The organism is Pseudomonas sp. 10(2024), assembly GCF_045164175.1.
Lineage (GTDB): Bacteria > Pseudomonadota > Gammaproteobacteria > Pseudomonadales > Pseudomonadaceae > Aquipseudomonas > Aquipseudomonas alloputida.
This window is the reverse complement of record NZ_CP174006.1, coordinates 1,610,668-1,636,952: the sequence shown is the minus strand read 5'-3', so window position 1 is coordinate 1,636,952 and position 26,285 is coordinate 1,610,668. Positions and strand designations below refer to the sequence as shown.

24 protein-coding genes and 6 tRNA genes are annotated in these 26,285 nt (G+C 61.1%); 11 read left to right on the top strand and 19 right to left on the bottom strand.

Translation table 11 applies throughout. From position 1 onward, the window contains the following. Positions 1-30: 30 nt before the first annotated feature. Positions 31-960 carry a chemotaxis protein CheV gene (locus ACI7M0_RS07570; RefSeq protein ID WP_129932590.1) on the bottom strand — a complete coding sequence of 310 codons (930 nt, stop codon included), beginning with the start codon at positions 958-960 and terminating at the stop codon, positions 31-33. Positions 961-1,037: 77 nt separating this feature from the next. Here ACI7M0_RS07570 and flgA point away from each other — a divergent pair, with 77 nt between their 5' ends. The 4 genes from flgA (at position 1,038) to ACI7M0_RS07550 (ending at position 3,609) form a co-directional block, all read left to right on the top strand. Further along, positions 1,038-1,790, top strand: coding sequence for a flagellar basal body P-ring formation chaperone FlgA (gene flgA, locus ACI7M0_RS07565; protein WP_012051593.1), 753 nt, complete (start codon positions 1,038-1,040; stop codon positions 1,788-1,790). A 164-nt stretch (positions 1,791-1,954) separates the two neighbouring features. Continuing rightward, a complete protein-coding gene (flgM, locus tag ACI7M0_RS07560) occupies positions 1,955-2,269 on the top strand; it encodes a flagellar biosynthesis anti-sigma factor FlgM (protein ID WP_003254479.1) in 315 nt (104 codons plus the stop codon). A gap of 49 nt (positions 2,270-2,318) precedes the next feature. After that, positions 2,319-2,786, top strand: a complete 468-nt coding sequence (locus tag ACI7M0_RS07555; RefSeq protein ID WP_010955106.1) for a flagella synthesis protein FlgN — start codon at positions 2,319-2,321, stop codon at positions 2,784-2,786. 79 nt (positions 2,787-2,865) lie between these two features. After that, complete coding sequence (locus ACI7M0_RS07550) at positions 2,866-3,609, top strand: flagellar brake protein (RefSeq protein ID WP_104961042.1); 744 nt, start codon at positions 2,866-2,868, stop codon at positions 3,607-3,609. 93 nt (positions 3,610-3,702) lie between these two features. Here ACI7M0_RS07550 and ACI7M0_RS07545 read toward each other — a convergent pair whose 3' ends face one another. The 3 genes from ACI7M0_RS07545 to bkdR form a co-directional block, all read right to left on the bottom strand. Next, positions 3,703-5,043 carry an MFS transporter gene (locus ACI7M0_RS07545; protein ID WP_129932591.1) on the bottom strand — a complete coding sequence of 447 codons (1,341 nt, stop codon included), beginning with the start codon at positions 5,041-5,043 and terminating at the stop codon, positions 3,703-3,705. 131 nt (positions 5,044-5,174) lie between these two features. After that, the gene (locus ACI7M0_RS07540) at positions 5,175-6,416 is read right to left on the bottom strand and encodes a glutamine synthetase family protein (protein WP_165366989.1); all 1,242 of its coding nucleotides are present in this window, start codon (positions 6,414-6,416) and stop codon (positions 5,175-5,177) included. Positions 6,417-6,647: 231 nt separating this feature from the next. Then, positions 6,648-7,133, bottom strand: coding sequence for a Bkd operon transcriptional regulator BkdR (gene bkdR / locus ACI7M0_RS07535; RefSeq protein WP_003254485.1), 486 nt, complete (start codon positions 7,131-7,133; stop codon positions 6,648-6,650). A gap of 198 nt (positions 7,134-7,331) precedes the next feature. Here bkdR and ACI7M0_RS07530 point away from each other — a divergent pair, with 198 nt between their 5' ends. Genes ACI7M0_RS07530 through lpdA form a run of 4 tightly spaced genes read left to right on the top strand, consistent with a single transcriptional unit; the run spans position 7,332 to position 12,278 of the window. Beyond that, positions 7,332-8,564 carry a 3-methyl-2-oxobutanoate dehydrogenase (2-methylpropanoyl-transferring) subunit alpha gene (locus ACI7M0_RS07530; RefSeq protein WP_003254486.1) on the top strand — a complete coding sequence of 411 codons (1,233 nt, stop codon included), beginning with the start codon at positions 7,332-7,334 and terminating at the stop codon, positions 8,562-8,564. Between the two features lies 1 nt (position 8,565). After that, positions 8,566-9,624 carry an alpha-ketoacid dehydrogenase subunit beta gene (locus tag ACI7M0_RS07525; protein ID WP_012051588.1) on the top strand — a complete coding sequence of 353 codons (1,059 nt, stop codon included), beginning with the start codon at positions 8,566-8,568 and terminating at the stop codon, positions 9,622-9,624. After that, the gene (locus ACI7M0_RS07520; protein WP_129932593.1) at positions 9,625-10,896 is read left to right on the top strand and encodes a dihydrolipoamide acetyltransferase family protein; all 1,272 of its coding nucleotides are present in this window, start codon (positions 9,625-9,627) and stop codon (positions 10,894-10,896) included. Between the two features lie 2 nt (positions 10,897-10,898). After that, complete coding sequence (gene lpdA / locus ACI7M0_RS07515; protein WP_129932594.1) at positions 10,899-12,278, top strand: dihydrolipoyl dehydrogenase; 1,380 nt, start codon at positions 10,899-10,901, stop codon at positions 12,276-12,278. 272 nt (positions 12,279-12,550) lie between these two features. Here the strand turns inward: lpdA and ACI7M0_RS07510 are convergent, their stop codons facing one another. Next, positions 12,551-13,549 carry a diguanylate cyclase gene (locus tag ACI7M0_RS07510; protein ID WP_129932595.1) on the bottom strand — a complete coding sequence of 333 codons (999 nt, stop codon included), beginning with the start codon at positions 13,547-13,549 and terminating at the stop codon, positions 12,551-12,553. Positions 13,550-13,764: 215 nt separating this feature from the next. Here ACI7M0_RS07510 and ACI7M0_RS07505 point away from each other — a divergent pair, with 215 nt between their 5' ends. Further along, on the top strand, positions 13,765-14,292 hold the full coding sequence (locus ACI7M0_RS07505; protein ID WP_020193305.1) for a hypothetical protein: 528 nt from the start codon (positions 13,765-13,767) through the stop codon (positions 14,290-14,292). Between the two features lie 312 nt (positions 14,293-14,604). Then, entirely contained in the window at positions 14,605-15,987 is a 1,383-nt protein-coding gene (locus ACI7M0_RS07500) for an amino acid permease (protein WP_129932596.1), read from the top strand. Between the two features lie 82 nt (positions 15,988-16,069). Here ACI7M0_RS07500 and ACI7M0_RS07495 read toward each other — a convergent pair. The 3 genes from ACI7M0_RS07495 to ACI7M0_RS07485 all read right to left on the bottom strand — a co-directional run bounded on the left by ACI7M0_RS07495 (position 16,070) and on the right by ACI7M0_RS07485 (position 17,126). Beyond that, positions 16,070-16,146 (bottom strand) — tRNA-Arg (locus ACI7M0_RS07495). A 111-nt stretch (positions 16,147-16,257) separates the two neighbouring features. After that, positions 16,258-16,851 carry a phosphonate metabolism protein/1,5-bisphosphokinase (PRPP-forming) PhnN gene (phnN, locus tag ACI7M0_RS07490; protein ID WP_129932597.1) on the bottom strand — a complete coding sequence of 198 codons (594 nt, stop codon included), beginning with the start codon at positions 16,849-16,851 and terminating at the stop codon, positions 16,258-16,260. Between the two features lie 5 nt (positions 16,852-16,856). Beyond that, complete coding sequence (locus ACI7M0_RS07485; RefSeq protein WP_129932598.1) at positions 16,857-17,126, bottom strand: hypothetical protein; 270 nt, start codon at positions 17,124-17,126, stop codon at positions 16,857-16,859. Between the two features lie 69 nt (positions 17,127-17,195). On the opposite strand from ACI7M0_RS07485, the gene ACI7M0_RS07480 reads away from it, so the two are divergent. Then, on the top strand, positions 17,196-17,522 hold the full coding sequence (locus ACI7M0_RS07480; protein WP_003254499.1) for an Arc family DNA-binding protein: 327 nt from the start codon (positions 17,196-17,198) through the stop codon (positions 17,520-17,522). 107 nt (positions 17,523-17,629) lie between these two features. Here the strand turns inward: ACI7M0_RS07480 and mgtE are convergent, their stop codons facing one another. The 11 genes from mgtE to ACI7M0_RS07425 form a co-directional block, all read right to left on the bottom strand. Beyond that, complete coding sequence (mgtE, locus tag ACI7M0_RS07475; RefSeq protein ID WP_003254500.1) at positions 17,630-19,072, bottom strand: magnesium transporter; 1,443 nt, start codon at positions 19,070-19,072, stop codon at positions 17,630-17,632. A 396-nt stretch (positions 19,073-19,468) separates the two neighbouring features. Further along, positions 19,469-19,545: transfer RNA gene (locus ACI7M0_RS07470), tRNA-Arg, on the bottom strand. Between the two features lie 72 nt (positions 19,546-19,617). Beyond that, positions 19,618-19,694 (bottom strand) — tRNA-Arg (locus tag ACI7M0_RS07465). A gap of 74 nt (positions 19,695-19,768) precedes the next feature. Continuing rightward, a tRNA-Arg gene (locus ACI7M0_RS07460) sits at positions 19,769-19,845 on the bottom strand. 71 nt (positions 19,846-19,916) lie between these two features. Next, a tRNA-Arg gene (locus ACI7M0_RS07455) sits at positions 19,917-19,993 on the bottom strand. Positions 19,994-20,099: 106 nt separating this feature from the next. After that, positions 20,100-20,190 (bottom strand) — tRNA-Ser (locus tag ACI7M0_RS07450). A gap of 72 nt (positions 20,191-20,262) precedes the next feature. Further along, positions 20,263-20,451 carry a carbon storage regulator CsrA gene (gene csrA / locus ACI7M0_RS07445; RefSeq protein WP_003254503.1) on the bottom strand — a complete coding sequence of 63 codons (189 nt, stop codon included), beginning with the start codon at positions 20,449-20,451 and terminating at the stop codon, positions 20,263-20,265. A gap of 167 nt (positions 20,452-20,618) precedes the next feature. Further along, on the bottom strand, positions 20,619-21,854 hold the full coding sequence (locus tag ACI7M0_RS07440; RefSeq protein WP_003254504.1) for an aspartate kinase: 1,236 nt from the start codon (positions 21,852-21,854) through the stop codon (positions 20,619-20,621). Between the two features lie 102 nt (positions 21,855-21,956). Then, on the bottom strand, positions 21,957-24,581 hold the full coding sequence (alaS, locus tag ACI7M0_RS07435) for an alanine--tRNA ligase (RefSeq protein WP_165366988.1): 2,625 nt from the start codon (positions 24,579-24,581) through the stop codon (positions 21,957-21,959). Between the two features lie 384 nt (positions 24,582-24,965). Then, positions 24,966-25,973, bottom strand: coding sequence for a succinylglutamate desuccinylase (astE, locus tag ACI7M0_RS07430; RefSeq protein ID WP_010955173.1), 1,008 nt, complete (start codon positions 25,971-25,973; stop codon positions 24,966-24,968). Between the two features lie 10 nt (positions 25,974-25,983). Next, positions 25,984-26,274 (bottom strand): topoisomerase II, encoded by a 291-nt coding sequence (locus tag ACI7M0_RS07425; protein ID WP_003254508.1) that lies wholly within the window; start codon positions 26,272-26,274, stop codon positions 25,984-25,986. Between the last annotated feature and the right edge of the window lie 11 nt (positions 26,275-26,285).

The following is a 26,285-nucleotide window of genomic DNA, read 5'->3' as shown; positions in this document are numbered from 1 at the left end:
CTGGTGCCGGAGGGCATGCCCCCGGCTGCTTCAATGCGCTGCCTTGATCCGGTCGACCACGCGCTGGGCCAGGTCGTCCGGCTTGAACTTGGCCAGGAAGTCATCGGCACCGACCTTCTTGACCATTGCCTGGTTGAACACCCCGGAAAGCGAAGTATGCAGGCAGATGTGCAATTTTTGCATGCGCGGATCGCTGCGAATCTCTGCGGTTAGCGTATAACCGTCCATTTCCGGCATTTCAATGTCCGAGATCATCATCAGGAACTCTTCTTCCGGCTTTTTGCCCTCACCCACCAGCTGACGCAGGTAGTTCAGCGCCTGACGGCCATCATTGAGCGCCACTACCTCGACCCCTACGGTCTGCAGGCACCGGCTGACCTGTTTGCGCGCAACCGACGAGTCGTCGACGGTCAGCACCCGCATCAACACCGCCTTGTCCTGCACTTCGGCATCGATCACACCGGCCGATACCGACTCGGACGACGGCGACACTTCGGCCAGCACCTTCTCCACGTCGATGATCTCGACCATGCGGTTGTCCACCCGAGTGACAGCGGTCAGGTAGTGATCACGGCCGGTACCCTTGGGTGGCGGATGGATCTCTTCCCAGTTCATGTTGACGATGCGCTCCACCGAATGCACCAGGAAGCCTTGGGTCTTGGTGTTGTACTCGGTGATGATCACGAAGCTGTTGCGTGTGTCTTCCTGCAACGGCCGCAACCCGGTGGCCATCGACAAGTCGAGGATCGGGATGGTCGCCCCGCGAATATTGGCAACGCCACGCACCACAGGGTGCGCCTTGGGCAGCAGGGTCAGCGCAGGGCATTGCAGTACTTCCCTGACCTTGAACACATTGATGCCGTAAAGCTGTTCGCCATTGAGGCGGAACAGCAGCAATTCCAGGCGATTCTGCCCCACCAGCTGCGTGCGCTGGTTGACCGAATCCATAACACCCGCCATGCCAGACTCCTTAACGTTTCAGCCTTTCGTTGCAACTCAGGTAGCGAGTCGGCACGGGCTTTGCTTTTTTGAGTGTCATGCACACGAAAACGACATTTTCCCGACGATTGACACGCCTGCTGACTGGCCCGCTGGCCACGCTGTGCCTGCTGATGCCCGGCGTTCGCACGGTGGCGAACGCGTTCACCTTGCCTGAACAGCTTATCGGTGTCACCCAAGGGTTTCTTGAATTCACCGTTGAAGATTATCTGTCCACCACCCAGACTGCCGGCCGCTATGAAATCCAGGTCAACCCGCTGGACCCACGCCTGCGCATGCCGTTGTGCAGCCAGCAGCTGGACGCCTCACTGGAAAGCCCGGCCCAGCCGCTGGGCCGGGTGACGGTACGGATACGCTGCAACGGCGCAGCACCGTGGACGGTATTCGTGCCGGCCACCGTGCGACTTTTCCGCGATGTGGTGGTGGTGACCCGCCCGCTCAAGCGCGACAACACGGTCGGCGAAGGTGACGTGGCCCTGCGCGAGCGCGATGTCGGCACCCTGGGCCAGGGCTTTCTGACCGAGCTGGACCAGGCGGTGGGCATGAAGATGCTGCGCCCCACGGTGATCGACCAGGTGCTCACCCCGCAACACCTGGAACAGGCCGAGGTGGTGCGCAAGGGTGACCAGGTGGTGATCATCGCCCGCAGTGGCAGCCTGAGTGTGCGCATGCCGGGCGAAGCCCTGAGCAAGGGCGGCCTGAGCGAGCAGATCCGGGTACGCAACCTCAATTCCAAACGCGTGGTCAAGGCCAGGGTGACCGGCCCGGGCCAGGTCGAGGTCAGTATGTAGGCCAGCCACCAGATTGCGCTGGCAGTGAGGAACCGCTTTTCCTAAACTGTGTCAGAACACGGGTTCGCGGGCTTGCCGACAGGCGGCAATGCATTTGTGCCTAAAGTTTATATCGGGTTGGCCGAAAACAAGGCAAGCGTCCAAATACCCAGAGGTTTCTGATCATGGTCATCGACTTCAGTCGTTTGAATAACTCTCCGTCCGTCACGGGCGGCGTGCGCGGCAACACCGCGTCCGGCAGCGCCGAAAAACCGGCAGCCAGCCAGGAAGCGGTGAAAGACACCAGCGCCAGCGGAGAGGCGGTACACCTCAGCCAAGAGGCACAGCAGTTGCAGAAGATCAGCGACAAGCTGCGCGACGAGCCCGTGGTCAACAGCGCCCGTGTGGCCCAGTTGAAGCAGGCGATCGCCGACGGCAGCTACCAGGTCGATGCCGGCCGGGTCGCCAGCAAACTGCTTGATTTCGAAGCCCAGCGCTGACCGTACGGCGCGCTGACTTCACGGACGCCAGAAAAGCCAAGAGTTAGCCATGCACGACACCACCTTGCTGCAACTGATCGAAGATGACATTGCCCCGATGCAGGAATTGCTCGACCTTCTGCACAAGGAAGCAATCGCCCTGCATGGCCGCGACATGCCGCTGCTGGAGCAAATCCTGGCGCGCAAGCAGTCGTTGATCATCTTGCTCGAGCAGCACGGCCAGCGCCGCAGCCAATTGCTCGGCAGCCTGGGCCTGAGTGCCGACCGCACCGGTGTGCAGGCTGTAGCTGCGCAGTCACCCCATGGTGATGTGATGCTGCAGCGGCTCGACATGTTGTCGCAACTGATGGACGACTGCCAGCAGGTCAACCAGACCAATGGCCGGATCATCCAGGTGCAGCAACACGTCACCAACAACCAGATCCGCATCCTTCAGGGCGGCGATTCGCCTTCGCTCTACGACAGCCGTGGCAGCACCTCGCCGCTGGCCAAGCCGCGCGCGCTCAGCCAAGTGTGATTTTTCTATCAAGGCACAGAACATAGTGGCAAAATGCCGTTACTTGCGTGTGTCGCTTTTGCCTGGAGAACAATAAGCTGTGTTCAATGAATCCGATGCCCCGCAACCACCCAAGGTGTTGAGCACCCCCTTGGAGATTGCGGCCAACTTGCGGCAGCTGCAGGAAAGCCACGACCCCCTGATCATCACCTTCCACGACCGCAGCCAGCGCTTCCAGAGCTATGTGGTACACGTGGACCGCGAAAGCAACACCCTGGCACTGGATGAGATGATCCCCCGTGACGGCGAGAAATTCATCGAGAACGGCGAGCACTTCCGTGTCGAAGGCTTCCACGATGGTGTACGCATCGCCTGGGAATGCGATCACGCGCTGAAAATCAGCGAAGTCGACGGCCACCGCTGCTACAGCGGCGCCCTGCCGCAAGAGGTGACCTACCACCAGCGCCGCAACGCCTTCCGCGCCGCGCTGAAGCTATCGCAGCTGGTCGACATCATCCTCGACGGTGCTCACCTCAAGGGCAACGGCGCCATGCGAGGCAAGCTGCTGGATATCTCGGCCACCGGCTGCAAACTGCGCTTTGAAGGCAATGTCGAAGACCGCTTGCAACTGGGCCAGGTGTATGAGCGTTTCAAGGCAGGCAACCCACTGGGCCTGGTGGACACCATGGTCGAGCTGCGTCATCTGCACTATGAAGAGCGCATCAACACCACCTTTGCCGGCGTGCGCTTCCACAACCTGAGCGGGCAGGCTCAACGCAAGATCGAGAGTTTCGTGTACCAGCTGCAGCGTGAGGCGCGGCGGTTCGACAAGGACGATTATTGATCGTCGGTCGGTAAAACAGAAAACGCCACCTGCTGAGGTGGCGTTTTCATTTGTGTTTCTGCTGGGCTGGCCTCTTCGCGGGTAAACCCGCTCCTACACCGACTTGCTGACCTCTTCAGGTTCAGGCGCCTGTTGCTGCCCGCCCTTCTCTTCATCCTCGGTGTCTTCAGCCGCCACCGGCGCCTGCATCACGTCCTGCACCGTCTGCTCATCCACTCGCGGGTCCAGCGCCGCCGACAATGGCGAACCGGCCGCCGGCATCGCCACGTGGCTCAGCGGTGCGTCCTGCACCTGATGCAGGCCGGTAACCGCTTTCGGCCGAATGCGCCAGACCAGCACCAGGGCAAAGAATACGAAGAAGGCATACAGCATCTGCGCGCCCAGCACTTTCATCAGAACCCCTGCCGCCAGCGGGCCGACGCATGCACCCACACCGTAGGTCACCAACAGCATCGCCGTCAGCGATACCCGGCGCTCGCTTTCCACGTGGTCATTGGAAAAGGCAACCGCCAGCGGGTACAGGCAAAACTGCAGCAACGAGATCAGGAAGCCGATACCGAACAGCAACTCCAGCGGCACACTGGGCAGTATTGCCAATGGCGCAGCCGCCAGCGCCAGCCCCACTGCCACACTCCGAATCAGCACCGCCCGGTCATAACGGTCAGACAACCAGCCCAGCGGCCACTGCACCAGCAGGCCGGCAAAAATGCAGCTACCCATGAACAGACCGATCTGCTCGGTACTCATCCCCTGGCTTGACGCATATAAAGGCGCCAGACCGTAGAACGAGCCGACAATCAGCCCCGAGCCCAAAACCGTACTGAGCGACTGCGGCACGCGCTTGATGAAGAACTTCGGCTCCATCGGTGCCGGGCGCAAGGGCGCCGGGTGAATACGCCGGGTCATCGCCACGGGCACCAGGCACAGGGCAAAGCACATCGCCACCAGCATCAGCAGCTCAGGGCCGAGCTGCGGGTGCACCACCAGAATCAACTGGCCAAGCACCAGCCCCAGGTACGAGGCAATCATGTAGCCGCTGAACACCGCGCCCCGGTGCTTCACATCGGCCTGCTCATTGAGCCAGCTCTCGATGACCATGTATTGGCACATCATCCCCAGGCCGACGATCACGCGCAGCCCGACCCAGGCCGGCAGCCAGCTGGTCAGGCCATGGCCGAGCACCGCAGCGCCGACGATACCGGCACAGGTGGCATAGGCTCGTATGTGCCCTACCCGTCCGATCAGCCGGTGGCCAACCTTGCCGCCAACCGCCAGACCAAAGTAGTTGGCCGCCATCAACGCACCCACCCACAGGCTGTCGACGTGGTCGGCAGCCAGGCGCAGGGCCAGGTAGGTGCTGAGCAGGCCCGAGCCGATCAACATCATCAGCGCGGCGAAATACAACGACTGAAACGGCTTCCATACATTTCGCATACGTCCCGTGGAGCTCCCTGGTCAGGTGGCAGTTTTGGGTGCTAGCAGCATAAAGGCAAAACCCGCCTGGCGCAGGCCCCCGACAGCTATTTGGCACTGCGGGGGCGTGCCCGGTGCAGGTTGTGTCGCGCTCAGGCCTGTGCCGCCAGGACCCGACGCTCCCACGGCGTGATCTCGTCGAAGAAATCGCTCAGCTCAAGGGTCTTGCTGGCAATGTAGCCTTCGATGAACTCGCTGCCGAACAGTTCCCGCGCCAGCGTACTGCGCTTGAGCCTTTCAAGGGCCGCGTGCAGCGTGCACGGCAGGCTCAGGTGCTCGGGCACTTCGAATTCGCCCTGGATGGCCGGCGATGGCTGCAAGCGCTGCTCGATGCCATGCAGCCCGGCGGCCAGGCTGGCAGCAATGGCCAGGTAGGGGTTGGCATCGGCGCCAGGCAGGCGGTTTTCCACCCGTCGCGCTACCGGCGCACTGGCCGGAATGCGCAAGCCAGCAGCACGATTGTCCTCGGACCAGCACGCATTGTTCGGCGAGGCATAGGGGTGGCACAGGCGCTGGTAGGAGTTGACGTTGGGTGCGAACAGGGCGGTGAAGTCGGCCATGCACGCCTGTAACCCACCGATGAAGTGGTGGAAGGTGTCTGTCGGCAGGCCCTGCTCGTCACTGAACACGTTACGCCCGCTGCCGACCTCGACCAGGCTCTGGTGAATGTGCATGGAACTGCCGGGCGTACGCGCCAGCGGCTTGGCCATGCAGACAACGGTCAGCCCGTGCTTGAGCGCCACTTCCTTGAGCAGGTGCTTGAACAGGAAGGTCTGGTCGGCCAACAGCAGCGGGTCACCGTGCAGCAGGTTGATCTCGAACTGGCTGACACCCATTTCGTGCATGAAGGTGTCACGTGGCAGGCCGAGCGCGGCCATGCACTGGTACACCTCCTTGAAGAACGGGCGCAGGCCGTTGTTGGAACTGACACTGAACGCCGAATGGCCAAGCTCGCGGCGGCCATCGCTGCCTACAGGCGGCAGGAACGGTTGCTGCGGGTCGGTGTTGGGGGCAAAGACGAAGAACTCCAGCTCGGTTGCCACTACCGGCGCCAGGCCCAGTGCCGCATAGCGGGCTATCACGGCCTTCAGCTGGCCCCGGGTGGACAGTGCCGAGGGCCGGCCATCCAGCTCGTTGGCATCGCAGATGGCCAAGGCGCGGCCGTCATCGCTCCAGGGCAGGCGGTGGACCTGACCGGGTTCGGCCACCAGTGCCAGGTCGCCGTCGTCACTGCCGTAGAATTTCGCTGGTGGATAACCGCCCATGATGCATTGCAGCAGCACGCCCCGGGCCATCTGCAGACGACGGCCTTCGAGGAAGCCTTCGGCGGTCATCACCTTGCCGCGCGGGACGCCGTTGAGGTCGGGGGTGACGCATTCGATTTCGTCGATGCCCTGGAGCTGAGCAGTGCTCATGACGCTTGTCCTTGTTGTTGTAGGCTGACAACAACATAGGCTGCGGGTGTTTAAAATATCAAGCAGCCTATTGGGTGGCTGTCCCGGCCTCTTCGCGGGTGAACCCGCGCCTACAGGTGGATGCGATCCTTGTGCCGGCGCCGCCCCCCCCTACTCCCGCAAGGTCATGCCATTGGCCGGCAACGGCAACGCCGTCTTGTAGCGCACCTGCTTCAGGGCAAAACTCGAGCGAATATTGGCTACCCCTGGCAAGCGCGTCAGGTAATCGAGAAACCGCTCCAGCGCCTGGATGCTCGGCAGCAGCACCCGCAGCAGGTAATCCGGATCGCCGGTCATCAGGTAGCACTCCATCACCTCGGGCCGCTCGGCGATCTCTTCTTCAAAGCGATGCAACGACTGCTCCACCTGTTTTTCCAGGCTGACATGGATAAACACATTCACATCCAGCCCCAGCACCTCAGGCGACAGCAAGGTCACCTGCTGGCGGATCACCCCCAGCTCTTCCATGGCCCGCACCCGGTTGAAACAAGGCGTGGGCGAAAGGTTCACCGAGCGTGCCAGCTCGGCATTGGTGATGCGGGCGTTCTCTTGCAGGCTGTTGAGAATGCCGATATCGGTACGATCGAGTTTGCGCATAAGACAAAATCACCGGTTTTTTGTGTTTATGCGGAATGTTTATCTGTCCCGCTCAGCAAAGGCAATCAACTTGAGAGAAAAATTCTCCTGCCGGGCCACTAAGATGTAGGTGACGCTGACTTACCAGTCACAAGCCGGTACTCAGCGGCGGCCGCTTCAGAGCTCACAAAAACAAATACCCGAGCGAGCGTAAAAAGCATGAACGAGTACGCCCCCCTGCGTTTGCATGTGCCCGAGCCCACCGGCCGGCCAGGCTGCCAGACCGATTTTTCCTACCTGCGCCTCAACGATGCAGGTCAAGCCCGTAAACCCGCTATCGATGTCGATGCTGCCGACACTGCCGACCTGTCCTACAGCCTGGTCCGCGTGCTCGACGAGCAAGGCGATGCGCAAGGCCCCTGGGCCGAAGACATCGACCCGCAGATCCTTCGCCAAGGCATGCGCGCCATGCTCAAGACGCGGATCTTCGACAGCCGCATGGTGGTTGCCCAGCGCCAGAAGAAGATGTCCTTCTACATGCAAAGCCTGGGCGAAGAAGCCATCGGCAGCGGCCAGGCGCTGGCGCTGAACCGCACCGACATGTGCTTCCCGACCTACCGCCAGCAAAGCATCCTGATGGCCCGCGACGTGTCGCTGGTCGAGATGATCTGCCAACTGCTGTCCAACGAGCGCGACCCCCTCAAGGGCCGCCAGTTGCCGATCATGTACTCGGTGCGCGAAGCCGGCTTCTTCACCATCAGCGGCAACCTGGCGACCCAGTTCGTACAGGCGGTCGGCTGGGCCATGGCATCGGCGATCAAGGGCGATACCAAGATCGCCTCGGCATGGATTGGTGACGGCGCTACTGCCGAGTCGGACTTCCACACCGCCCTCACCTTTGCCCACGTATACCGCGCCCCGGTCATCCTCAACGTGGTCAACAACCAATGGGCCATTTCCACCTTCCAGGCCATCGCCGGTGGCGAGTCGACCACCTTTGCCGGCCGTGGCGTGGGTTGCGGTATTGCTTCGCTGCGGGTTGACGGCAACGACTTCGTCGCCGTGTACGCCGCCTCGCGCTGGGCGGCCGAGCGCGCCCGCCGCGGCCTGGGCCCAAGCCTGATCGAGTGGGTCACCTACCGTGCCGGCCCGCACTCGACGTCGGACGATCCCTCCAAGTACCGCCCTGCCGACGACTGGAGCCACTTCCCGCTGGGTGACCCGATCGCCCGCCTGAAGCAGCACCTGATCAAGATCGGCCACTGGTCCGAGGAAGAACACCAGGCCGTCACGGCCGAGCTCGAAGCGGCGGTAATTGCCGCACAGAAAGAAGCCGAGCAGTACGGCACCCTGGCCAACGGGCACATCCCGAGCGCCGCCTCGATGTTCGAGGATGTGTACAAGGAGATGCCCGAACACCTGCGCCGTCAACGCCAGGAACTGGGGGTTTGAGATGAACGACCACAACAACAGCATCAACCCGGAAACCGCCATGGCCACCACTACCATGACCATGATCCAGGCCCTGCGCTCGGCCATGGATGTCATGCTTGAGCGCGACGACAATGTGGTGGTGTACGGCCAGGACGTCGGTTACTTCGGCGGCGTGTTCCGCTGCACCGAAGGCCTGCAGAACAAGTACGGCAAATCGCGCGTGTTCGACGCGCCCATCTCCGAGAGCGGCATCGTCGGTACCGCCGTGGGCATGGGTGCCTATGGCCTGCGCCCGGTGGTGGAGATCCAGTTCGCCGACTACTTCTACCCGGCCTCCGACCAGATCGTCTCCGAGCTGGCCCGCCTGCGTTACCGCTCGGCCGGCGAGTTCATTGCCCCGCTGACCCTGCGCATGCCTTGCGGCGGCGGCATCTATGGCGGCCAGACTCACAGCCAGAGCCCGGAAGCGATGTTCACCCAGGTGTGCGGCCTGCGCACCGTGATGCCGTCCAACCCTTATGACGCCAAAGGCCTGTTGATTGCCTCGATCGAATGCGACGACCCGGTAATCTTCCTGGAGCCCAAACGCCTGTACAACGGCCCGTTCGATGGCCACCACGACCGCCCGGTAACACCGTGGTCGAAGCACCCGCACAGTGCCGTGCCCGACGGTTATTACACCGTACCGCTGGACAAGGCCGCCATTACCCGCCCTGGCAATGACGTGACCGTGCTGACCTACGGCACCACGGTGTACGTGGCCCAGGTGGCCGCCGAAGAAAGCGGCGTCGATGCCGAAGTGATCGACCTGCGCAGCCTGTGGCCGCTGGACCTGGACACCATCGTCGAGTCGGTGAAGAAGACCGGCCGTTGCGTGGTGGTGCACGAGGCCACCCGCACCTGCGGCTTCGGTGCCGAGCTGGTGTCGCTGGTGCAGGAGCACTGCTTCCACCACCTGGAGGCGCCGATCGAGCGCGTCACCGGCTGGGACACCCCCTACCCTCACGCACAGGAATGGGCTTACTTCCCAGGCCCTTCGCGGGTAGGTGCGGCACTGAAAAAGGTCATGGAGGTCTGAATGGGCACGCACGTCATCAAGATGCCGGACATTGGCGAAGGCATCGCGCAGGTCGAGTTGGTGGAATGGTTCGTCAAGGTCGGCGACATCATCGCCGAGGACCAGGTGGTGGCCGACGTCATGACCGACAAGGCCACCGTGGAAATCCCCTCGCCGGTCAGCGGCAAGGTGTTGGCCCTGGGTGGCCAGCCCGGGGAAGTGATGGCGGTCGGTAGCGAACTGATCCGCATCGAAGTGGAAGGCAGCGGCAACCATGTGGATGTGCCTCAGCCAAAACCGGTAGAGGCCCCGGCTGCCCCCATTGCAGCCAAGCCGGAACCGCAGAAAGACGTAAAACCCGCCGTGTACCAGGCGCCCACCAACCACGAAGCTGCGCCCATCGTGCCGCGCAAGCCGGGCGACAAGCCGCTGGCCTCGCCTGCCGTGCGCAAACGCGCCCTGGATGCCGGTATCGAACTGCGTTATGTGCATGGTAGCGGCCCGGCCGGGCGCATTCTGCACGAAGACCTCGACGCCTTCATGAGCAGGCCGCAAAGCAATGCCGGGCAAGCACCTGATGGTTATGCCAAGCGCACCGACAGCGAGCAGGTGCCAGTGATCGGCCTGCGCCGCAAGATCGCCCAGCGCATGCAGGACGCCAAACGCCGGGTCGCGCACTTCAGTTATGTCGAGGAAATCGACGTCACCGCCCTGGAGGCCCTGCGCCAGCAACTCAACAGCAAGCACGGCGACAGCCGTGGCAAGCTGACCTTGCTGCCATTCCTGGTACGCGCCCTGGTCGTGGCGCTGCGTGACTTCCCGCAGATCAACGCGACCTACGATGACGAAGCGCAGATCATCACCCGCCATGGCGCGGTGCATGTGGGCATTGCCACCCAAGGTGACAATGGCCTGATGGTGCCCGTGCTGCGCCACGCCGAAGCAGGCAGCCTGTGGGCCAATGCCGGCGAGATTTCGCGCCTGGCCAACGCTGCACGTAACAACAAGGCCAGCCGTGAAGAGCTGTCCGGCTCGACCATCACCCTGACCAGCCTTGGCGCCCTGGGTGGCATTGTCAGCACGCCGGTGGTCAACACCCCGGAAGTGGCAATCGTCGGGGTCAACCGCATGGTCGAACGGCCAGTGGTGATCGACGGCCAGATCGTCGTGCGCAAGATGATGAACCTGTCCAGCTCGTTCGACCACCGCGTGGTCGATGGCATGGACGCCGCCCTGTTCATCCAGGCCGTGCGTGGCCTGCTCGAACAACCCGCCTGCCTGTTCGTGGAGTGAGCATGCAACAGATTATCCAGACTACCCTGTTGATCATCGGCGGCGGCCCTGGCGGCTATGTAGCAGCCATCCGCGCCGGGCAACTGGGCATTCCTACCGTACTGGTGGAAGGCCAGGCACTGGGCGGCACCTGCCTGAACATCGGCTGCATCCCGTCCAAGGCGCTGATCCACGTGGCCGAGCAGTTTCACCAGGCCTCGCGCTTTACCGAACCCTCGCCGCTGGGCATCAGCGTGGCTTCGCCGCGCCTGGACATCGGCCAGAGCGTCACCTGGAAGGACGGCATTGTCGACCGCCTGACCACCGGTGTTGCCGCCCTGCTGAAAAAGCACGGGGTGAAAGTGGTGCATGGCTGGGCCAAGGTACTGGACGGCAAGCAGGTCGAGGTCGATGGCCAGCGTATCCAGTGCGAGCATCTGTTGCTGGCGACCGGTTCCAGCAGTGTCGAACTGCCTATGCTGCCGCTGGGTGGCCCGGTGATTTCCTCGACCGAAGCCCTGGCGCCGAAAACCCTGCCGCAACACCTGGTAGTGGTCGGCGGTGGCTATATCGGCCTGGAGCTGGGCATTGCCTATCGCAAGCTGGGTGCACAGGTGAGTGTGGTGGAAGCGCGTGAGCGCATCCTGCCGACCTACGACAGCGAATTGACCGCCCCGGTGGCCGAGTCGCTGAAGAAACTGGGCATAGCGCTGCACCTGGGCCACAGCGTCGAGGGCTACGAAAATGGCTGCCTGTTGGCCAGCGACGGCAAGGGTGGGCAACTGCGCCTTGAGGCCGACCAGGTACTGGTGGCCGTAGGCCGCCGGCCACGCACCAAGGGTTTCAACCTGGAATGCCTGGACCTGAAGATGAACGGCGCCGCCATTGCCATCGACGAGCGCTGTCACACCAGCATGCACAACGTCTGGGCCATCGGCGACGTCGCTGGCGAACCGATGCTGGCGCACCGGGCCATGGCCCAGGGCGAGATGGTCGCCGAAATCATCGCCGGCAAGGCCCGACGCTTCGAGCCGGCAGCGATTGCCGCCGTGTGCTTTACCGACCCGGAAGTGGTGGTGGTCGGCAAGACCCCGGAACAAGCCAGCCAGCAGGGCCTGGACTGCATCGTCGCGCAGTTCCCGTTTGCCGCCAACGGCCGGGCCATGAGCCTGGAATCGAAAAGCGGTTTCGTGCGGGTGGTGGCGCGCCGTGACAACCACCTGATCGTGGGTTGGCAGGCGGTTGGCGTGGCGGTCTCCGAGCTATCCACCGCGTTTGCCCAATCGCTGGAGATGGGCGCGTGCCTGGAAGATGTGGCCGGCACCATTCATGCCCACCCAACGCTCGGTGAAGCGGTACAGGAAGCCGCACTGCGCGCCCTGGGCCACGCCTTGCATATCTGACACTGAAGCGGCCGAGGCCGATTTGGCCCGCTGCGCCGAGAGGCGCTGCGGGTCTTTTTTCATTCAGGCCATCTAAGCCTCCAGAAAACAGCGCGCTCTTTGAGGGGCTAGTGTGGTGTTTTGCAAATACGGCCAATAACTCGCGAGCGATTTTTGCGCTCAGGCAAGGCGTCGCGACGAGTCGTAGCCCAGCTACGGCGAGGAGCGACAACGCCGCATGAGCGCAAAAAGCGCCGCGAGTTATGGTCGTTATTTGTGAAACACCACACTAGCTACTCGGCAATTGCGTTCTTGCCTGTCCCCTTGGCCCTGTAGAGTGCCTTGTCGGCACGCGCCAGCAGCGCGTGCTGGTCCTCCCCTTCCAGCCATTGCACCACGCCATAGCTCATGGTCAGCCGGCAATCACCCACCGGCTCCACCTGCTCCAGCACCTGACGCAAGCGCGCTGCCACATCCAGCGCCTCCCCCAGCGCGGTCTGCGGCAGCACGATGACGAACTCGTCGCCGCCCCAGCGCGCCAGCAGGTCCAGTTCGCGCAAGCAGGTGCGCAGGCTTTCGGCCACCCGGACCAGCGCCGCATCGCCACGGGCGTGACCGTAGCGGTCGTTGATCGGCTTGAAATCATCCATGTCCATGGCAATCAGCGACAACGGCTGGCGGAAGCGCTGGGCGCGCTGGCACTCCAGCTGCAACGCGCTCTCCAGCCGGTAACGGTTGGCGACACGGGTCAACGCATCGCGTTCGGCCAATTCACGGTTTTCGTCCAGTTGCCGCTGCAACTGCTGGTTCACCCAGGACAACTCACGAGTGCGTTCGGCCACCTGAAACTCCAGCGACTGGTTCTTCTGTTCCAGTTGAGACACCAAACGCTTGCCAGCGTCGATATTGCGGTGCGCACCCAGCATGCGCGCCACGGAACCGTCCTCGTTATGCGCGATGATGTAGCCGCTGTCTTCGATCCAGATGTAGCTGCCGTCCTGACAACGGCAACGGTATTCAATGCGGTAGCGCTCGTTGCGGTGATTGATATAGGCCTCGAAATGGGCCATTACCCGTGGGTAGTCTTCGGGATGGATCACGCTTTCCCAGGTAAATACCGAGTTGGCCATGGAGTGGCTGGCATAACCCAGCATGCTGTACCAGCCCGGGTTGCGATAGACGTAACCGGTATTGGCATTCCAGTCCCAGATGCCATCGCTGATCAAATCGAACAAGGTGTGCAACTGCTGTTCACTGAAGCCGGCAGGTACCGGCCTGGTGTCTTGACTCATGGACGCTCTCCCTGATGCCCAGCAACTGCGCTCCGATCAAGGGGCTGCCGACAGTGGTGTTGATTGCCGCGAGCGGCAAGATGATGCCTATCACGGGCAAGCATATGCCCACCCGCGTGCAACCGAAATAGCGCCAACGCCCTGATTTCGACCGGCACAGCGCTGGCATGGCTTTTGCGCTTGGTAGCTGCCAACGAGATTTCCAAGGAGGAAACATGATAATCGCCCCTAACGGCGTCAGCTGGCAGCCCACGCTCCACCAGCCTCGGTACACCAGCGATGAGCAGACAGTGGCCCAGATTGCACCGCTGCGCACGCCAATAACCACCGCCAACACGGCGAGCCAACAACAGAGCGGGGGCAGTACCGCTCAGCAAAACGCTGAGGATGCTCGTGCAGAAGCCTTTGCCAAATTCAAGGTGATGCTGCAAAACCTGGGTTCTGCGACCACCGAGCCGGTCATCGGAGAACCACTGCCGCCCAAGACTGCCCGACAGGAATTTCACGACTTCATGTCCAAGTCGCCCGGCGAGATGATCAAGGAAAAACTGCTGCGTGAAATAGGCTTGACCGAAGAAGAGTACGACGCCCTGCCGCCCGAAATGAAAGCAAAGGTCGACGAGTTGATCGCCCAGCGCATGAAAGAAGACATCGAGCGCAAGATCGAGGAGAAAGCGCAAGAGCAGGTCGCCAAGGTGGACGGCGGTGTGGATGAAGAGCAACAAGCGGCACGCCCGGTATGAGGGAGTGGCAGCGGCCGGTAAGGAGAGCGCCGCGGTTCGTCCAAGGCGAACCAGCCTGAACGGTTTGAAGGCGTCCGGTGGCGTCGATGTTCAGGTGGTGCATGGCTTCGCCAACTGCACCGCTACCGGCGCCATCACCGGTCTCAGGAAAAATCGGCAGGATGTTGTGCAGAGAATTCGTTTGAGGTCCTTGGCCTTATTGTCCAGGGTGGCAGGCTGGTAGCTATTTGCCACGCGTGGACGCAGGCGCATGACGATGCCTGCGTAGGGGAACGATGCCGGATCCCCCCTAAAATAAGAGAGGACAAGGAAATGCAATCACACGGTTTGAAGCAAAGCCTCAAGCAGCGGCATATCACCATGATCGCGCTGGGTGGGGTGATCGGTGCAGGGCTGTTCATGGGCTCGGGCTCACTGATCGCATCGGCAGGGCCCGCGGCCATACTGTCGTATTTCATTGGTGGCCTGGTGGTCACCCTGGTCATGTTCATGCTGGGCGAAATGGCCTGCCGCAACCCGGATGCAGGGTCGTTCTCGACCTACGCCAACACCTACCTCGGCGACTGGGCTGGGTTTGCGGTCGGCTGGCTGTACTGGTTCAAGTCGATGATGACCATCACCCTGGAAGCGGTACTGCTGGGCGCCATCCTGCATGACTTCCTGCCCTGGCTACCGATCTGGGCAGGCGCCTTCCTGATGCTGGTGACACTCATGGCCAGCAACGCCTACTCGGTGCGTTCGTTTGCCGAAGTAGAGTATTGGCTGGCCGCGATGAAGGTCGCCACCATCCTCATCTTCATGCTGCTGGGCGTCTCGATCCTGCTCGGCCTGCACAGTGAGATTCCCGCCCCCGGCCTGATCAACCTCACCGCCCATAACGGCTTCATGCCCAACGGCCTGTCACCGGTGATGGCCGGCGTTATCGTGGTCATTTTCTCCCTGGGCGGCAGCGAAATTGCCGCCGTGGCCGCGGGTGAGTCAGAGAACCCGCGACAGAACGTGATCCGCGCGATCAAGAGCGTGATCCTGCGGGTGATGCTGTTCTACGTAGGTTCTGTATCGATCCTGATCCTTTGCCTGCCCTGGACCGACAAGGCCAACCTGGCCTCGCCCTATGTTTCGCTGTTCAGCCTGGCCGGGTTCGGTGGTGCGGCAGTGGCCATGAAACTGGTGCTGTTCGTCTCGTTCATGTCGGTGATGAACTCGTTCATGTTCTCCAACTCACGCATGCTGTTCTCGCTGAGCCAGCGCGGTCACGCGCCCAAGCTCTTCTCGCGCACCAGTGCCAAGGGCGTACCGATCAATGCACTGCTGCTGAGCCTGTCGATCTGCACGATGATCCTGACCGTGCACTTTGTCAGTGGCGGCGACCTGTTCATGACCTTGGCCAAGAGTACCGGCAGCCTGGTCATGGTCGTATGGATCTTCATCATCATCGCCCACGTGGCCATGCGCATGAAAACCCGCCACGAAGCGGTCGCCCCAAACGCCTTCCGTGCCTGGCTGTTCCCCTACACCAATATCATTGCGCTGTTCGCCTTGCTGGCAGTCATCGGCACCCAGGCGTTCGACCCGGCATCGCGTTTTCAGTTCTGGTTCACGGTACTGACGGTATTGCTGGTGGTGGCGGGGTACTTCCTGATGCGCCAGCGGCTGGCGTCAAGCGCGGTGTTAGCCCACGAACGTGATGCATGACAGCGCTGGCCACGCGCAGGTGCTGTCAACAGCAGCACGGCGGCGACAAAGGCGACGGAGACAATAATGGGAATGACGAGAATGGCGTCCCAGGCAGGAATTGAACCTGCAACCTTCCCCTTAGGAGGGGGATGCTCTATCCAATTGAGCTACTGAGACGCTACGACCGGCAGCGAGCGCTGCACAGCGGGATGGCCAGCATGTTAACCAGCATGCTGGCGTTTGTCATGCCTGAACTGGGCTTTTTCGCGTAATCCTTTTCTGCGGCTGCTATCCCCGCGGTAGCACGCCCTGATCGCGAAGCAGCGAAACGAATGCGGCGACCGCCGCCTCCAGTGTGGAAGAATTATCCAGCACATGCACCGACGGGTCGGCTGCAGCTTGCAAGCGTGCGCTGCGCGCCAGGCGCTGCTCCACTTCTTTTGCGGTTTCCCGGCCCCGGGCCAGCAAGCGCTGGCGCAGCACCTCAGGCTTGACCTCGACCAACACGGCCAACAAATCCGGATAGCGCTGACGGGCCTCTGGCAGATAAGCCCGCGAGCCATTCACCAGCACTGCCCTCCCCGCCGCCAACCACTGGTCCACCTGCCGGGGTATGCCATAGTCCAGGCCATTGGCCCGCCAGTGCATGGCAAACGCACCCTGCGCACGCAAGGTATCAAACTGCTCAGGCGTGACCCCTTGGGCAGCTTCGCCCTTGGCTTCGGCCGAACGGGTGATGACCCGGCGGGCAATTTCTACCCCGGCGGCGGCCAGTTGCTCACGCGAAGCGTCGATCAGGGAATCTTTCCCGGAACCCGACGGCCCAACCAGAAATATCAACCGGCCCGTCCCTGATCGGCGGTCGCTTGCGTCATGTTGCATAGCCACTATGCTCTATGGAGGGAACCGGCGCATTCTAGGGCTTTTCTGGGCATTTTTCTGCGTTTTACCGATTGTTGACGGCAAAAGACTGACGGCCAGGCTAGCCAGAGCATGTAAAACTTTTCAAACCAGTGCTCATTTCTGATAATTGGTACTGGCATAAAGCCTTTATCCGGATCACTATTTGTCACATAATTGACGCCAAGCAAACGGCGACCATGAGGCAAGATGAGCATCCATTTTTCACTGGCGGTTGAACATTTTGTCGTCGCCACGGTCGTACTTCCATCCCGTGCGGCCAATTTGAGAACCGCTTCCCCTGAACCAAACTCTGGTCAATTTATATGCGCCCAATGAAACAGGCTATTTATTCGAGCCGCACTGCTGACAAGTTCGTCGTCCGCCTGCCTGACGGAATGCGTGAGCGCATTGCCGAGGTAGCACGCAACCACCACCGCAGCATGAACTCCGAGATCATTGCACGCCTGGAACAGAGCCTTATCCAGGAAGGTGCGCTGGGTGACGAACTGAGCATGCGCCTGGACAGCCCTGAACTGTCCCTGCATGAGCGCGAGTTGCTGCAGCGTTTCCGCCAACTGTCCCACCGCCAGCAGAACGCCCTGGTCGCCCTCATCGCTCACGATGTGGAAATGGCCGCAGACGCCTCCTGAGGGCTGCAGCGAACACGAAAAAGCCAGCGTAAGCTGGCTTTTTTGTGGGCGTCTGACTGGCAGCAAGGCCATTTCCCTGCGGGATTGTTCCCGCAGGGAGGATTGGCTTACAACAGGAACAGCGTGGCCAGCCCAAGGAAGATGAAGAAACCACCGCTGTCGGTCACAGCAGTGATCATCACACTCGCCCCCATCGCAGGGTCGCGCCCCAAGCGGGCCAAGGTCATCGGGATCAGCACCCCCATCAGCGCCGCCAATAACAAGTTCAAGGTCATCGCCGCGGTCATCACCACCCCCAGCGACCAGCTGCCATACAGCCAGAAAGCCACCGCACCAATCACGCCGCCCCAAACCAGGCCGTTGATCAGCGACACCGCCAACTCCTTGCGCATCAAACGGCTGGTATTGCCTGGCGACACTTGGTCCAGGGCCATGGCGCGGACGATCATGGTGATGGTCTGGTTACCAGAGTTACCACCAATACCCGCAACGATCGGCATCAACGCAGCCAACGCCACCAGCTTTTCAATCGAACCTTCGAACAACCCGATCACTCGCGAAGCAACGAACGCGGTAATCAGGTTGATTGCCAGCCACGCCCAACGGTTGCGGAACGAACGCCAGACCGAGGCGAAAATATCTTCCTCTTCACGCAGACCCGCCATGTTGAGGACTTCGCTCTCGCTTTCCTCACGGATCAGGTCAACCATTTCGTCGATGGTCAGACGGCCGATCAGGCGTTCGCTCTTGTCCACCACCGGGGCGGATACCAGGTCATAACGCTCGAAAGCCTGCGCTGCATCGTAGGCATCTTCCTCGGGCTGGAAGGAGACAGGGTCGGTCGCCATGACCTCCGCTACCTTCTTCTCCGGGTCGTTGACCAGCAGGCGCTTGATCGGCAATACCCCCTTGAGGATGCCGTCGTAATCGACCACGAACAATTTGTCGGTGTGGTTCGGCAGTTCTTTCAGGCGGCGCAGGTAGCGCAGCACCACTTCCAGGCTGACGTCTTCGCGGATGGTGACCATCTCGAAGTCCATCAGCGCACCAACCTGCTCCTCGTCGTAGCTCAGCGCCGAACGCACCCGCTCGCGTTGCTGGGCATCGAGGGTTTCCATCAGCTCGTGAACAACGTCACGCGGCAGCTCTGGGGCGAGGTCGGCCAGTTCGTCGGCGTCCATCTCCTTGGCGGCAGCCAGCAGCTCGTGATCGTCCATGTCGGCGATCAGCGATTGGCGAACCGAATCGGAAACTTCCAGCAGGATGTCGCCATCGCGCTCCGAGCGCACCAGCTGCCAGACCGTCAGGCGATCTTCCAGGGGCAAGGCTTCGAGGATGTAGGCGATGTCGGCGGGGTGCAGGTCATCGAGCTTGCGCTGCAGCTCAACGAGGTTCTGGCGGTGGACCAGGTTTTCCACCAGGTCGTTGTGCGCGCCTTCCTGGCGATGGGTCAGGTCTTCGACCATGCGCTGGCGCTGCAGCAGTTCGACCACCTGGGCCAGGCGATCCTGCAGGCTTTCTTGCGCTTTTTTAACTTCTACTTCGGTCATAGGCGAACTCCACTCCCAGCAGCGGAGCACGCCGAGGGAATCAATCGGTCAGATCTTTCTGTATGAATCGTGTTAGCGAGTAACTACTGGGTAAGTCCATGGTGGTTTTCCACAAGCCCCGGCGGGGCTGACGGGCGCAATCATACACTGCTAAAGCTGTCAGATCGCTTAAATTTTTGGCCAGAACAATCGTTTGCGTGATAAAGCTGGGACAACGCGTGAAGCTATCAGTGCGACGATTGTTGTGGATGGGAAAGCACATTTGATTTTTGAGGCCGCTCAGCGGCTCAAGACTACACCGCAATCATTACAGAAGAGCGTAGATCGAGAGGCTCAAGAATTCATTGGCGCACAAACAAAAAGCCCGCTCTATTGAGCGGGCTTTTTGATGGGGTATGGCGGACTCAGCAGGATTCGAACCTGCGACCGCTCGGTTCGTAGCCGAGTACTCTATCCAGCTGAGCTATGAGTCCGTGGTGGTAGTTTTAGACCAGATTACCACTGGTTGACTGAAATGGCTTTGCAAGCAGAACCACTTCAAAAAGTGGCGGACTCAGCAGGATTCGAACCTGCGACCGCTCGGTTCGTAGCCGAGTACTCTATCCAGCTGAGCTATGAGTCCGCGATTGGCAGTTTTAAACCAGATTACCGCTGGTTGACTGAAATGGCTTTGCAAGCAGAACCACTTCAAGAAAGTGGCGGACTCAGCAGGATTCGAACCTGCGACCGCTCGGTTCGTAGCCGAGTACTCTATCCAGCTGAGCTATGAGTCCGCGATTGGCAGTTTTAGACCAGATACCGCTGGTTGATTGAAGCAGCCTTGCAAACAAAGCCACTTCAAAAGTGGCGGACTCAGCAGGATTCGAACCTGCGACCGCTCGGTTCGTAGCCGAGTACTCTATCCAGCTGAGCTATGAGTCCGTGTCTTGCCGCGCATTATAGGTCGCTGAAACATTTTTGCAAGAAGCTTTGCGTTATAAAACAACTACTTAGCGTTCCTACCGTTTACAGCGCCCTACGCAAATAATGGCGGTGAAGGGGGGATTCGAACCCCCGATACCCTTATGAGGTATACTCCCTTAGCAGGGGAGCGCCTTCGGCCACTCGGCCACCTCACCGCAACACGAGGCGAATATTAAAGAACCTCTTTCACCTTTGCAACCCTTTTTTTGAAAAAAACTTCAAAAAAATTAAAGGCTTGGCTCTTCATCCTTCTCCTTCTTGATCCGCAGGTAGATTTCCTCGCGGTGAACTGCCACTTCTTTCGGGGCGCTCACGCCAATACGCACCTGGTTGCCTTTGACGCCAAGCACCGTCACGGTGATCTCGCCGTCTCCAATGATCAGGCTCTCGGCGCACCGACGAGTCAGAATCAACATAGCTTTCTCCTTACGCAAAACATTCAGGGGTAACAGTCTTGGATATCGGGCCCGGGTCGCGGACGACGACCATGGCCCCGGTTACTCGCCGCACAAGGCAGGACAGGACCTGCGCGGCGAGCAGAAACGCGAAGGGCGCGGCAAGCCGCGCCCTTCCAGGCAGCGCCTTACTCGCCCTGTCGGGCAGGAGCATCCAGATCGAACGCGGTATGCAGCGCGCGTACGGCCAGCTCCAGGTACTTCTCTTCGAGCACCACCGAAACCTTGATCTCGGAAGTGGAGATCATCTGGATGTTGATGCTCTCCTTGGCCAGGGCTTCGAACATGCAGCTGGCAACACCGGCGTGCGAACGCATGCCGACGCCAACGATCGAGACCTTGGCGATCTTGGTGTCGCCGATCACTTCACGGGCGCCGATTTCGCGCGCAGTGTTTTCCAGCACGCTCTGCGCCTTCTCGTACTCGTTGCGGTGCACGGTGAAGGTGAAGTCGGTGGTGTTATCGTGAGCAACGTTCTGCACGATCATGTCGACTTCGATGTTCGAAGCGCTGATCGGGCCGAGGATCTTGAAGGCCACGCCCGGGGTATCCGGCACGCCGCGAATGGTCAGCTTTGCTTCATCACGGTTGAAGGCGATACCGGAAATGATCGGCTGTTCCATGGATTCCTCTTCATCAATGGTAATGAGGGTACCCGGACCCTCCTTGAAGCTGTGCAGCACGCGCAGCGGAACGTTGTACTTGCCGGCGAACTCCACCGAACGGATCTGCAGCACCTTGGAACCAAGGCTGGCCATTTCCAGCATCTCTTCGAAGGTGATCTTCTCCAGGCGACGAGCCTGTGGCACGACGCGCGGGTCGGTGGTGTAGACGCCATCAACATCAGTGTAGATCTGGCACTCATCAGCCTTCAGCGCCGCCGCCAGGGCCACGCCGGTGGTATCAGAGCCACCACGACCCAGGGTAGTGATGCTGCCGTGCTCGTCGACGCCCTGGAAGCCTGCAACCACGACCACGCGGCCTTCCTTGAGGTCGGCACGAATCTTCTGGTCGTCGATTTGCAGAATGCGCGCCTTGTTGTGCGAGCTGTCGGTGAGAATACGCACCTGGTTGCCGGTGTAGGACACCGCTGGCACACCACGCTTGATCAAGGCCATGGTCAGCAGGGCAATGGTGACCTGCTCACCCGTCGACACGATCACGTCCAGTTCACGAGGAACCGGCTGATCGGTGATCTGCTTGGCCAGGTCGATCAGGCGATTGGTTTCACCGCTCATGGCCGACAGCACAACCACCAGGTCGTCGCCCGCTTCACGGTGTTTCTTGACCTTTTCGGCTACCTGCTCGATCCGCTCGATGGAACCGACAGAGGTGCCGCCAAATTTCTGTACGATCAACGCCATTTCAATGGTGCCTCAGCCCATACAGGGCCCCAAAAAACAATCCAACATGAAGGGGTGGACGGGAGTGGCCTGCGTGACCACTGGACCATCCACCCCTTCATCTCAAAGTCCCTGCTCTGCGAATGGCACGGCCAGCGCCAGGGCCTGGTCCAGCGCAGCGACGTCGACGCCACCACCCTGGGCCATGTCCGGACGGCCGCCGCCCTTGCCACCCACCGCCGCAGCGGCTTGTTTCATCAGATCGCCAGCCTTGAGTTGGCTGGAGAGGTCCTTGGTCACGCCGGCCACCAGCACAACCTTGCCCTCATGCTCGCTGCCCAGCAGGATCACTGCGTGGCCGAGCTTGTTCTTCAGCTGATCGACCAGGGCCAGCAGGGCCTTGCCATCCTGCCCATCCAGGCGGGCGGCGAGGACCTTGGCACCCTTGACCTCAACAGCCGCGTTGGAGAGATCGTCCCCGGCGGCGCTGGCGGCCTTGGCCTGCAGCTGTTCCAGCTGCTTCTCCAGCTGGCGGTTGCGCTCAAGCACAGCCGACAGCTTGTCGATCAGGTTGTCGCGGTTACCCTTGACCAGTTGCGCGGCTTCCTTGACCTGCTCTTCGGCAGCGTTCAGGTAGGCCAGCGCAGCGGCACCGGTTACGGCTTCGATACGGCGCACGCCAGAGGCTACGCCGCCTTCGCTGATGATCTTGAACAGGCTGATGTCACCGGTGCGCTTGGCGTGGATACCGCCGCACAATTCCACCGAAAAATCACCGCCCATACTCAGCACACGCACGGTGTCGCCGTATTTCTCGCCGAACAGCGCCATTGCGCCTTTGGCCTTGGCAGTTTCGATGTCGGTCAGTTCGGTTTCAACCGGGGTGTTCTTGCGAATCTCGCTGTTGACGATGTCTTCCAGCTGCTTGATCTGCTCCGGCTTCACCGCCTCGAAGTGGCTGAAGTCGAAACGCAGGCGCTGGCTGTCGACCAGCGAGCCCTTCTGCTGTACATGCTCGCCCAGCACCTGGCGCAGTGCTTCGTGCAGCAGGTGAGTGGCGGAGTGGTTCAGCGAGGTGGCACGCTGCACCTCTGCATCGACCTTGGCCTCGACGGGCGAACCGATCACCAGCGCACCGCTGGCCACCACGCCGTGGTGCAGGAAGGCACCGCCGGTCTTGGTGGTGTCGCGCACGTCAAAGCGTGCAGCGCCAGCCTGCAGGAAGCCGGTATCACCCACCTGACCACCGGACTCGGCGTAGAACGGCGTGCGGTCGAGCACCACAACGCCCTGCTCGCCTTCACCCAGCTGGTCAACGGATTGGCCGTCCTTGTACAGGGCGATGATCTTGCCCTGGCCCTCGGTGGCGTCGTAACCGAGGAACTCGGTGGCGCTGTCGACCTTGACCAGGCTGTTGTAATCCATGCCGAAGGCGCTGGCGGAGCGGGCGCGCTCACGCTGGGCGTCCATTTCACGCTCGAAGCCGGCTTCGTCGATGGTCAGCTCACGCTCACGAGCGATGTCGGCAGTCAGGTCCATCGGGAAGCCATAGGTGTCGTACAGCTTGAACACCACGTCGCCCGGTACCACGTCGCCTTTCAGCTGGGCCAGGTCTTGCTCGAGGATGCGCAGGCCCTGCTCCAGGGTCTTGGCGAACTGCTCTTCTTCGGCCTTGAGCACGCGCTCGATGTGCGCTTGCTGGCTCTTGAGCTCCGGGAAGGCTTCGCCCATTTCAGCGGCCAGTGCGGCAACGATCTGGTAGAAGAAGCTGCCCTTGGCGCCCAGCTTGTTGCCGTGACGGCAAGCGCGGCGAATGATGCGGCGCAGCACGTAGCCACGGCCCTCGTTGGACGGCAGCACGCCGTCGGCAATCAGGAAGCCGCACGAACGGATGTGGTCGGCGACCACTTTCAGCGAAGCCTGGCCGTCATTGCTGCAACCGATGGCCTTGGCTGCGGCAGCCAGCAGGTTCTGGAACAGGTCGATCTCGTAGTTCGAATGCACGTGCTGCAGCACGGCGCTGACACGCTCCAGGCCCATGCCGGTGTCCACCGACGGCGCTGGCAGCGGGTGCAACACACCGTCGGCAGTGCGGTTGAACTGCATGAAGACGTTGTTCCAGATCTCGATGTAGCGGTCACCGTCTTCTTCTGGCGAGCCGGGTGGACCACCCCAGATATCCGGGCCGTGATCGTAGAAAATCTCGGTGCACGGGCCGCACGGGCCGGTATCGCCCATGGTCCAGAAGTTGTCGGAGGCGTACGGGGCGCCCTTGTTATCGCCGATGCGCACCATGCGCTCGGCCGGCACGCCGACTTCCTTGGTCCAGATGTCGTAGGCTTCGTCGTCGGTGGCGTAGACGGTGACCCAGAGCTTTTCCTTGGGCAGGTTCAGCCACTGCTCAGACGTCAGGAAGGTCCAGGCAAAGGTAATGGCGTCGCGCTTGAAATAGTCGCCGAAGCTGAAGTTGCCCAGCATTTCGAAGAAGGTGTGGTGACGCGCGGTGTAACCGACGTTTTCCAGGTCGTTGTGCTTGCCACCGGCACGCACGCACTTCTGGCTGCTGACAGCACGCGTGTAGGCGCGCTTCTCCGCACCGAGGAAGCAGTCCTTGAACTGGTTCATGCCTGCGTTGGTGAACAGCAGGGTCGGGTCGTTGTTCGGGATCAGCGAACTGGAGGCGACTCGGGTATGTCCCTGCTCTTCGAAGAAGCGAAGGAAGGCTTCACGGATTTCTGCGCTTTTCATAGGTTCTTCCACGGAAACGGCGGCCCTGTTGGGCAAACGCGTCGACGAAACGACGGCAAAGGGCCGCATTATATCGGTCCTGCAGTCTCGATGCAGTGTGTTTATACGATAGAAGCCATCGTTTGGACGGTTTTTGGGGCTATGCAAACGAAAACGACATGACCGGATGCTAAATCCTGTGTTTCGCCACTGGCAAGCCAATTACCGCTCAAGGGAGGGGAAAATGGAACAGGCGGTGAATTAAAGGGTTTTCATCAAGGATAGGATCCGAAACTGTGTCGCCTGTTTCGCGGGTAAATCCGCTCCTACGGGCACGGCGCCACACTGAGACCTTGCACATATCTCGTAGGAGCGGGTTCACCCGCGAAACAGGCGACACCGCTCTCACCCCAGGCGCTGCCCCGAATCCGGCACGATCAGAATGCCGGCGCGCAAGCCGTTCTTGACCTTGGGGTTGGGGAAAATGATGCGCGCACCCTCTTCCTCGACCACCCAGCGCATCTCGGCCAGGTCTTCAGCCAGCAGGTAACCCTTGCTCAGCTCGGAGAAGTTTTCGATGTCCGCCGGCAGGTGCAGGTGGAAGCTGTCGCTGTGCTTGATGATTTCGCGGGAAACACTGAACAGCTGCAGGCCATCCAGCGAACTTTCGTCCTCTGGCTCGGTAGCCTCGATGATGCGGATCAGCCGCTCTTCGAGCTTGTCGAGGTTCACCTGCTCGTTCTGGCCGAACGGACGGGCCTTGCCCAACTCCAGGGTGAAGGCTTCAGCCTCAAGTTGCTCGTAGGTGAAAGCGCTGAAGGTGATGGACGACTTGCTTTGCAGCAACACCGCTTCCATACCTGCCGCCGCCAGGCGCGCCAGTTCGCGACGGGAGTGCTTGCGTCCCTCTTTATAAGGGTACAAGGCAAATTGCTCGATCTTCGAACCGCGGATGGCAGTATGCAGGTCGTAATGCAGGCGGTTGCGCCCCGGCTTGCTGAAGAACACCCGGGCGAACTGTTCCAGCTCGGCAGCACGCAATGCTTCGAAACCGCTGGACAGCTCATGGCGGCCATTGAACAAGCGGTTGATGTCCTGTTCGATAAAGCGCTCGCCCTTGCGGATCGCCGCCGGGTTGCCGAACAGGAACAGCACCCGTGCCCTGGGCCTGATCTTGCCGTTGGCCACGCCGTGCAGCAGCCGCTCGAGCAATTCGATCGGCGCTGTTTCATTGCCATGAATGCCGGCGGACAACAGCAAGTCCAGCCCGCAATCGTCGCTTTCGGCCGGGCGCACTTCGAGCGCGCCCTCCCCCAGCCATCGCAAACGCGCGCCCTTGGGTGTCACTTGGGTCTTCTCGGCCGGTTCGTGATCGGTGAGGGTCAGCTCAAGCAATTTGCCAAGGGCGAGCATAGGTGCTTCCTTAGTGGTGGTGACCGCAGTCAGGGCCATGAACGTGATCGTCGTCTTCGCCAAGTTCTGCCGGTTCCATTTCCAGCTGCAGGCTGACCAGATTGGTGGCCATCGGGCGCAGCAGCAAGTTGGCATACTCGGTGTCGTCTTCCTCGACATCCACGCCGATCAGCAACTGGCCACGGCCATCCTGCTGAATCCACACTTCCTTGCCTTGCCAGACCACAGCAAAGCGGGTGCAGGAGGTTTCCAGCTGGGTGCCGTCTTCATCTTCGAGGATCAGGCGCAAGGCGTCGGTCATTACAGAGTCTC

Bases quoted from the DNA above. Each gene is read 5' to 3' on its own strand.
- ACI7M0_RS07525 (WP_012051588.1), top strand. From the start codon at position 8,566: ATGAACGACCACAACAACAGCATCAACCCGGAAACCGCCATGGCCACC.
- ACI7M0_RS07570 (WP_129932590.1), bottom strand. From the start codon at position 960: ATGGCGGGTGTTATGGATTCGGTCAACCAGCGCACGCAGCTGGTGGGG.
- ACI7M0_RS07425 (WP_003254508.1), bottom strand. From the start codon at position 26,274: ATGACCGACGCCTTGCGCCTGATCCTCGAAGATGAAGACGGCACCCAG.
- astE (WP_010955173.1), bottom strand. From the start codon at position 25,973: ATGCTCGCCCTTGGCAAATTGCTTGAGCTGACCCTCACCGATCACGAA.
- flgM (WP_003254479.1), top strand. From the start codon at position 1,955: ATGGTCATCGACTTCAGTCGTTTGAATAACTCTCCGTCCGTCACGGGC.
- ACI7M0_RS07510 (WP_129932595.1), bottom strand. From the start codon at position 13,549: ATGAGTCAAGACACCAGGCCGGTACCTGCCGGCTTCAGTGAACAGCAG.
- ACI7M0_RS07500 (WP_129932596.1), top strand. From the start codon at position 14,605: ATGCAATCACACGGTTTGAAGCAAAGCCTCAAGCAGCGGCATATCACC.
- ACI7M0_RS07440 (WP_003254504.1), bottom strand. From the start codon at position 21,854: ATGGCGTTGATCGTACAGAAATTTGGCGGCACCTCTGTCGGTTCCATC.
- ACI7M0_RS07540 (WP_165366989.1), bottom strand. From the start codon at position 6,416: ATGACCGCCGAAGGCTTCCTCGAAGGCCGTCGTCTGCAGATGGCCCGG.
- ACI7M0_RS07505 (WP_020193305.1), top strand. From the start codon at position 13,765: ATGATAATCGCCCCTAACGGCGTCAGCTGGCAGCCCACGCTCCACCAG.
- ACI7M0_RS07520 (WP_129932593.1), top strand. From the start codon at position 9,625: ATGGGCACGCACGTCATCAAGATGCCGGACATTGGCGAAGGCATCGCG.
- flgA (WP_012051593.1), top strand. From the start codon at position 1,038: ATGCACACGAAAACGACATTTTCCCGACGATTGACACGCCTGCTGACT.
- ACI7M0_RS07530 (WP_003254486.1), top strand. From the start codon at position 7,332: ATGAACGAGTACGCCCCCCTGCGTTTGCATGTGCCCGAGCCCACCGGC.
- ACI7M0_RS07545 (WP_129932591.1), bottom strand. From the start codon at position 5,043: ATGCGAAATGTATGGAAGCCGTTTCAGTCGTTGTATTTCGCCGCGCTG.
- mgtE (WP_003254500.1), bottom strand. From the start codon at position 19,072: ATGACCGAAGTAGAAGTTAAAAAAGCGCAAGAAAGCCTGCAGGATCGC.
- lpdA (WP_129932594.1), top strand. From the start codon at position 10,899: ATGCAACAGATTATCCAGACTACCCTGTTGATCATCGGCGGCGGCCCT.
- phnN (WP_129932597.1), bottom strand. From the start codon at position 16,851: ATGCAACATGACGCAAGCGACCGCCGATCAGGGACGGGCCGGTTGATA.
- ACI7M0_RS07480 (WP_003254499.1), top strand. From the start codon at position 17,196: ATGCGCCCAATGAAACAGGCTATTTATTCGAGCCGCACTGCTGACAAG.
- csrA (WP_003254503.1), bottom strand. From the start codon at position 20,451: ATGTTGATTCTGACTCGTCGGTGCGCCGAGAGCCTGATCATTGGAGAC.
- alaS (WP_165366988.1), bottom strand. From the start codon at position 24,581: ATGAAAAGCGCAGAAATCCGTGAAGCCTTCCTTCGCTTCTTCGAAGAG.
- bkdR (WP_003254485.1), bottom strand. From the start codon at position 7,133: ATGCGCAAACTCGATCGTACCGATATCGGCATTCTCAACAGCCTGCAA.
- ACI7M0_RS07555 (WP_010955106.1), top strand. From the start codon at position 2,319: ATGCACGACACCACCTTGCTGCAACTGATCGAAGATGACATTGCCCCG.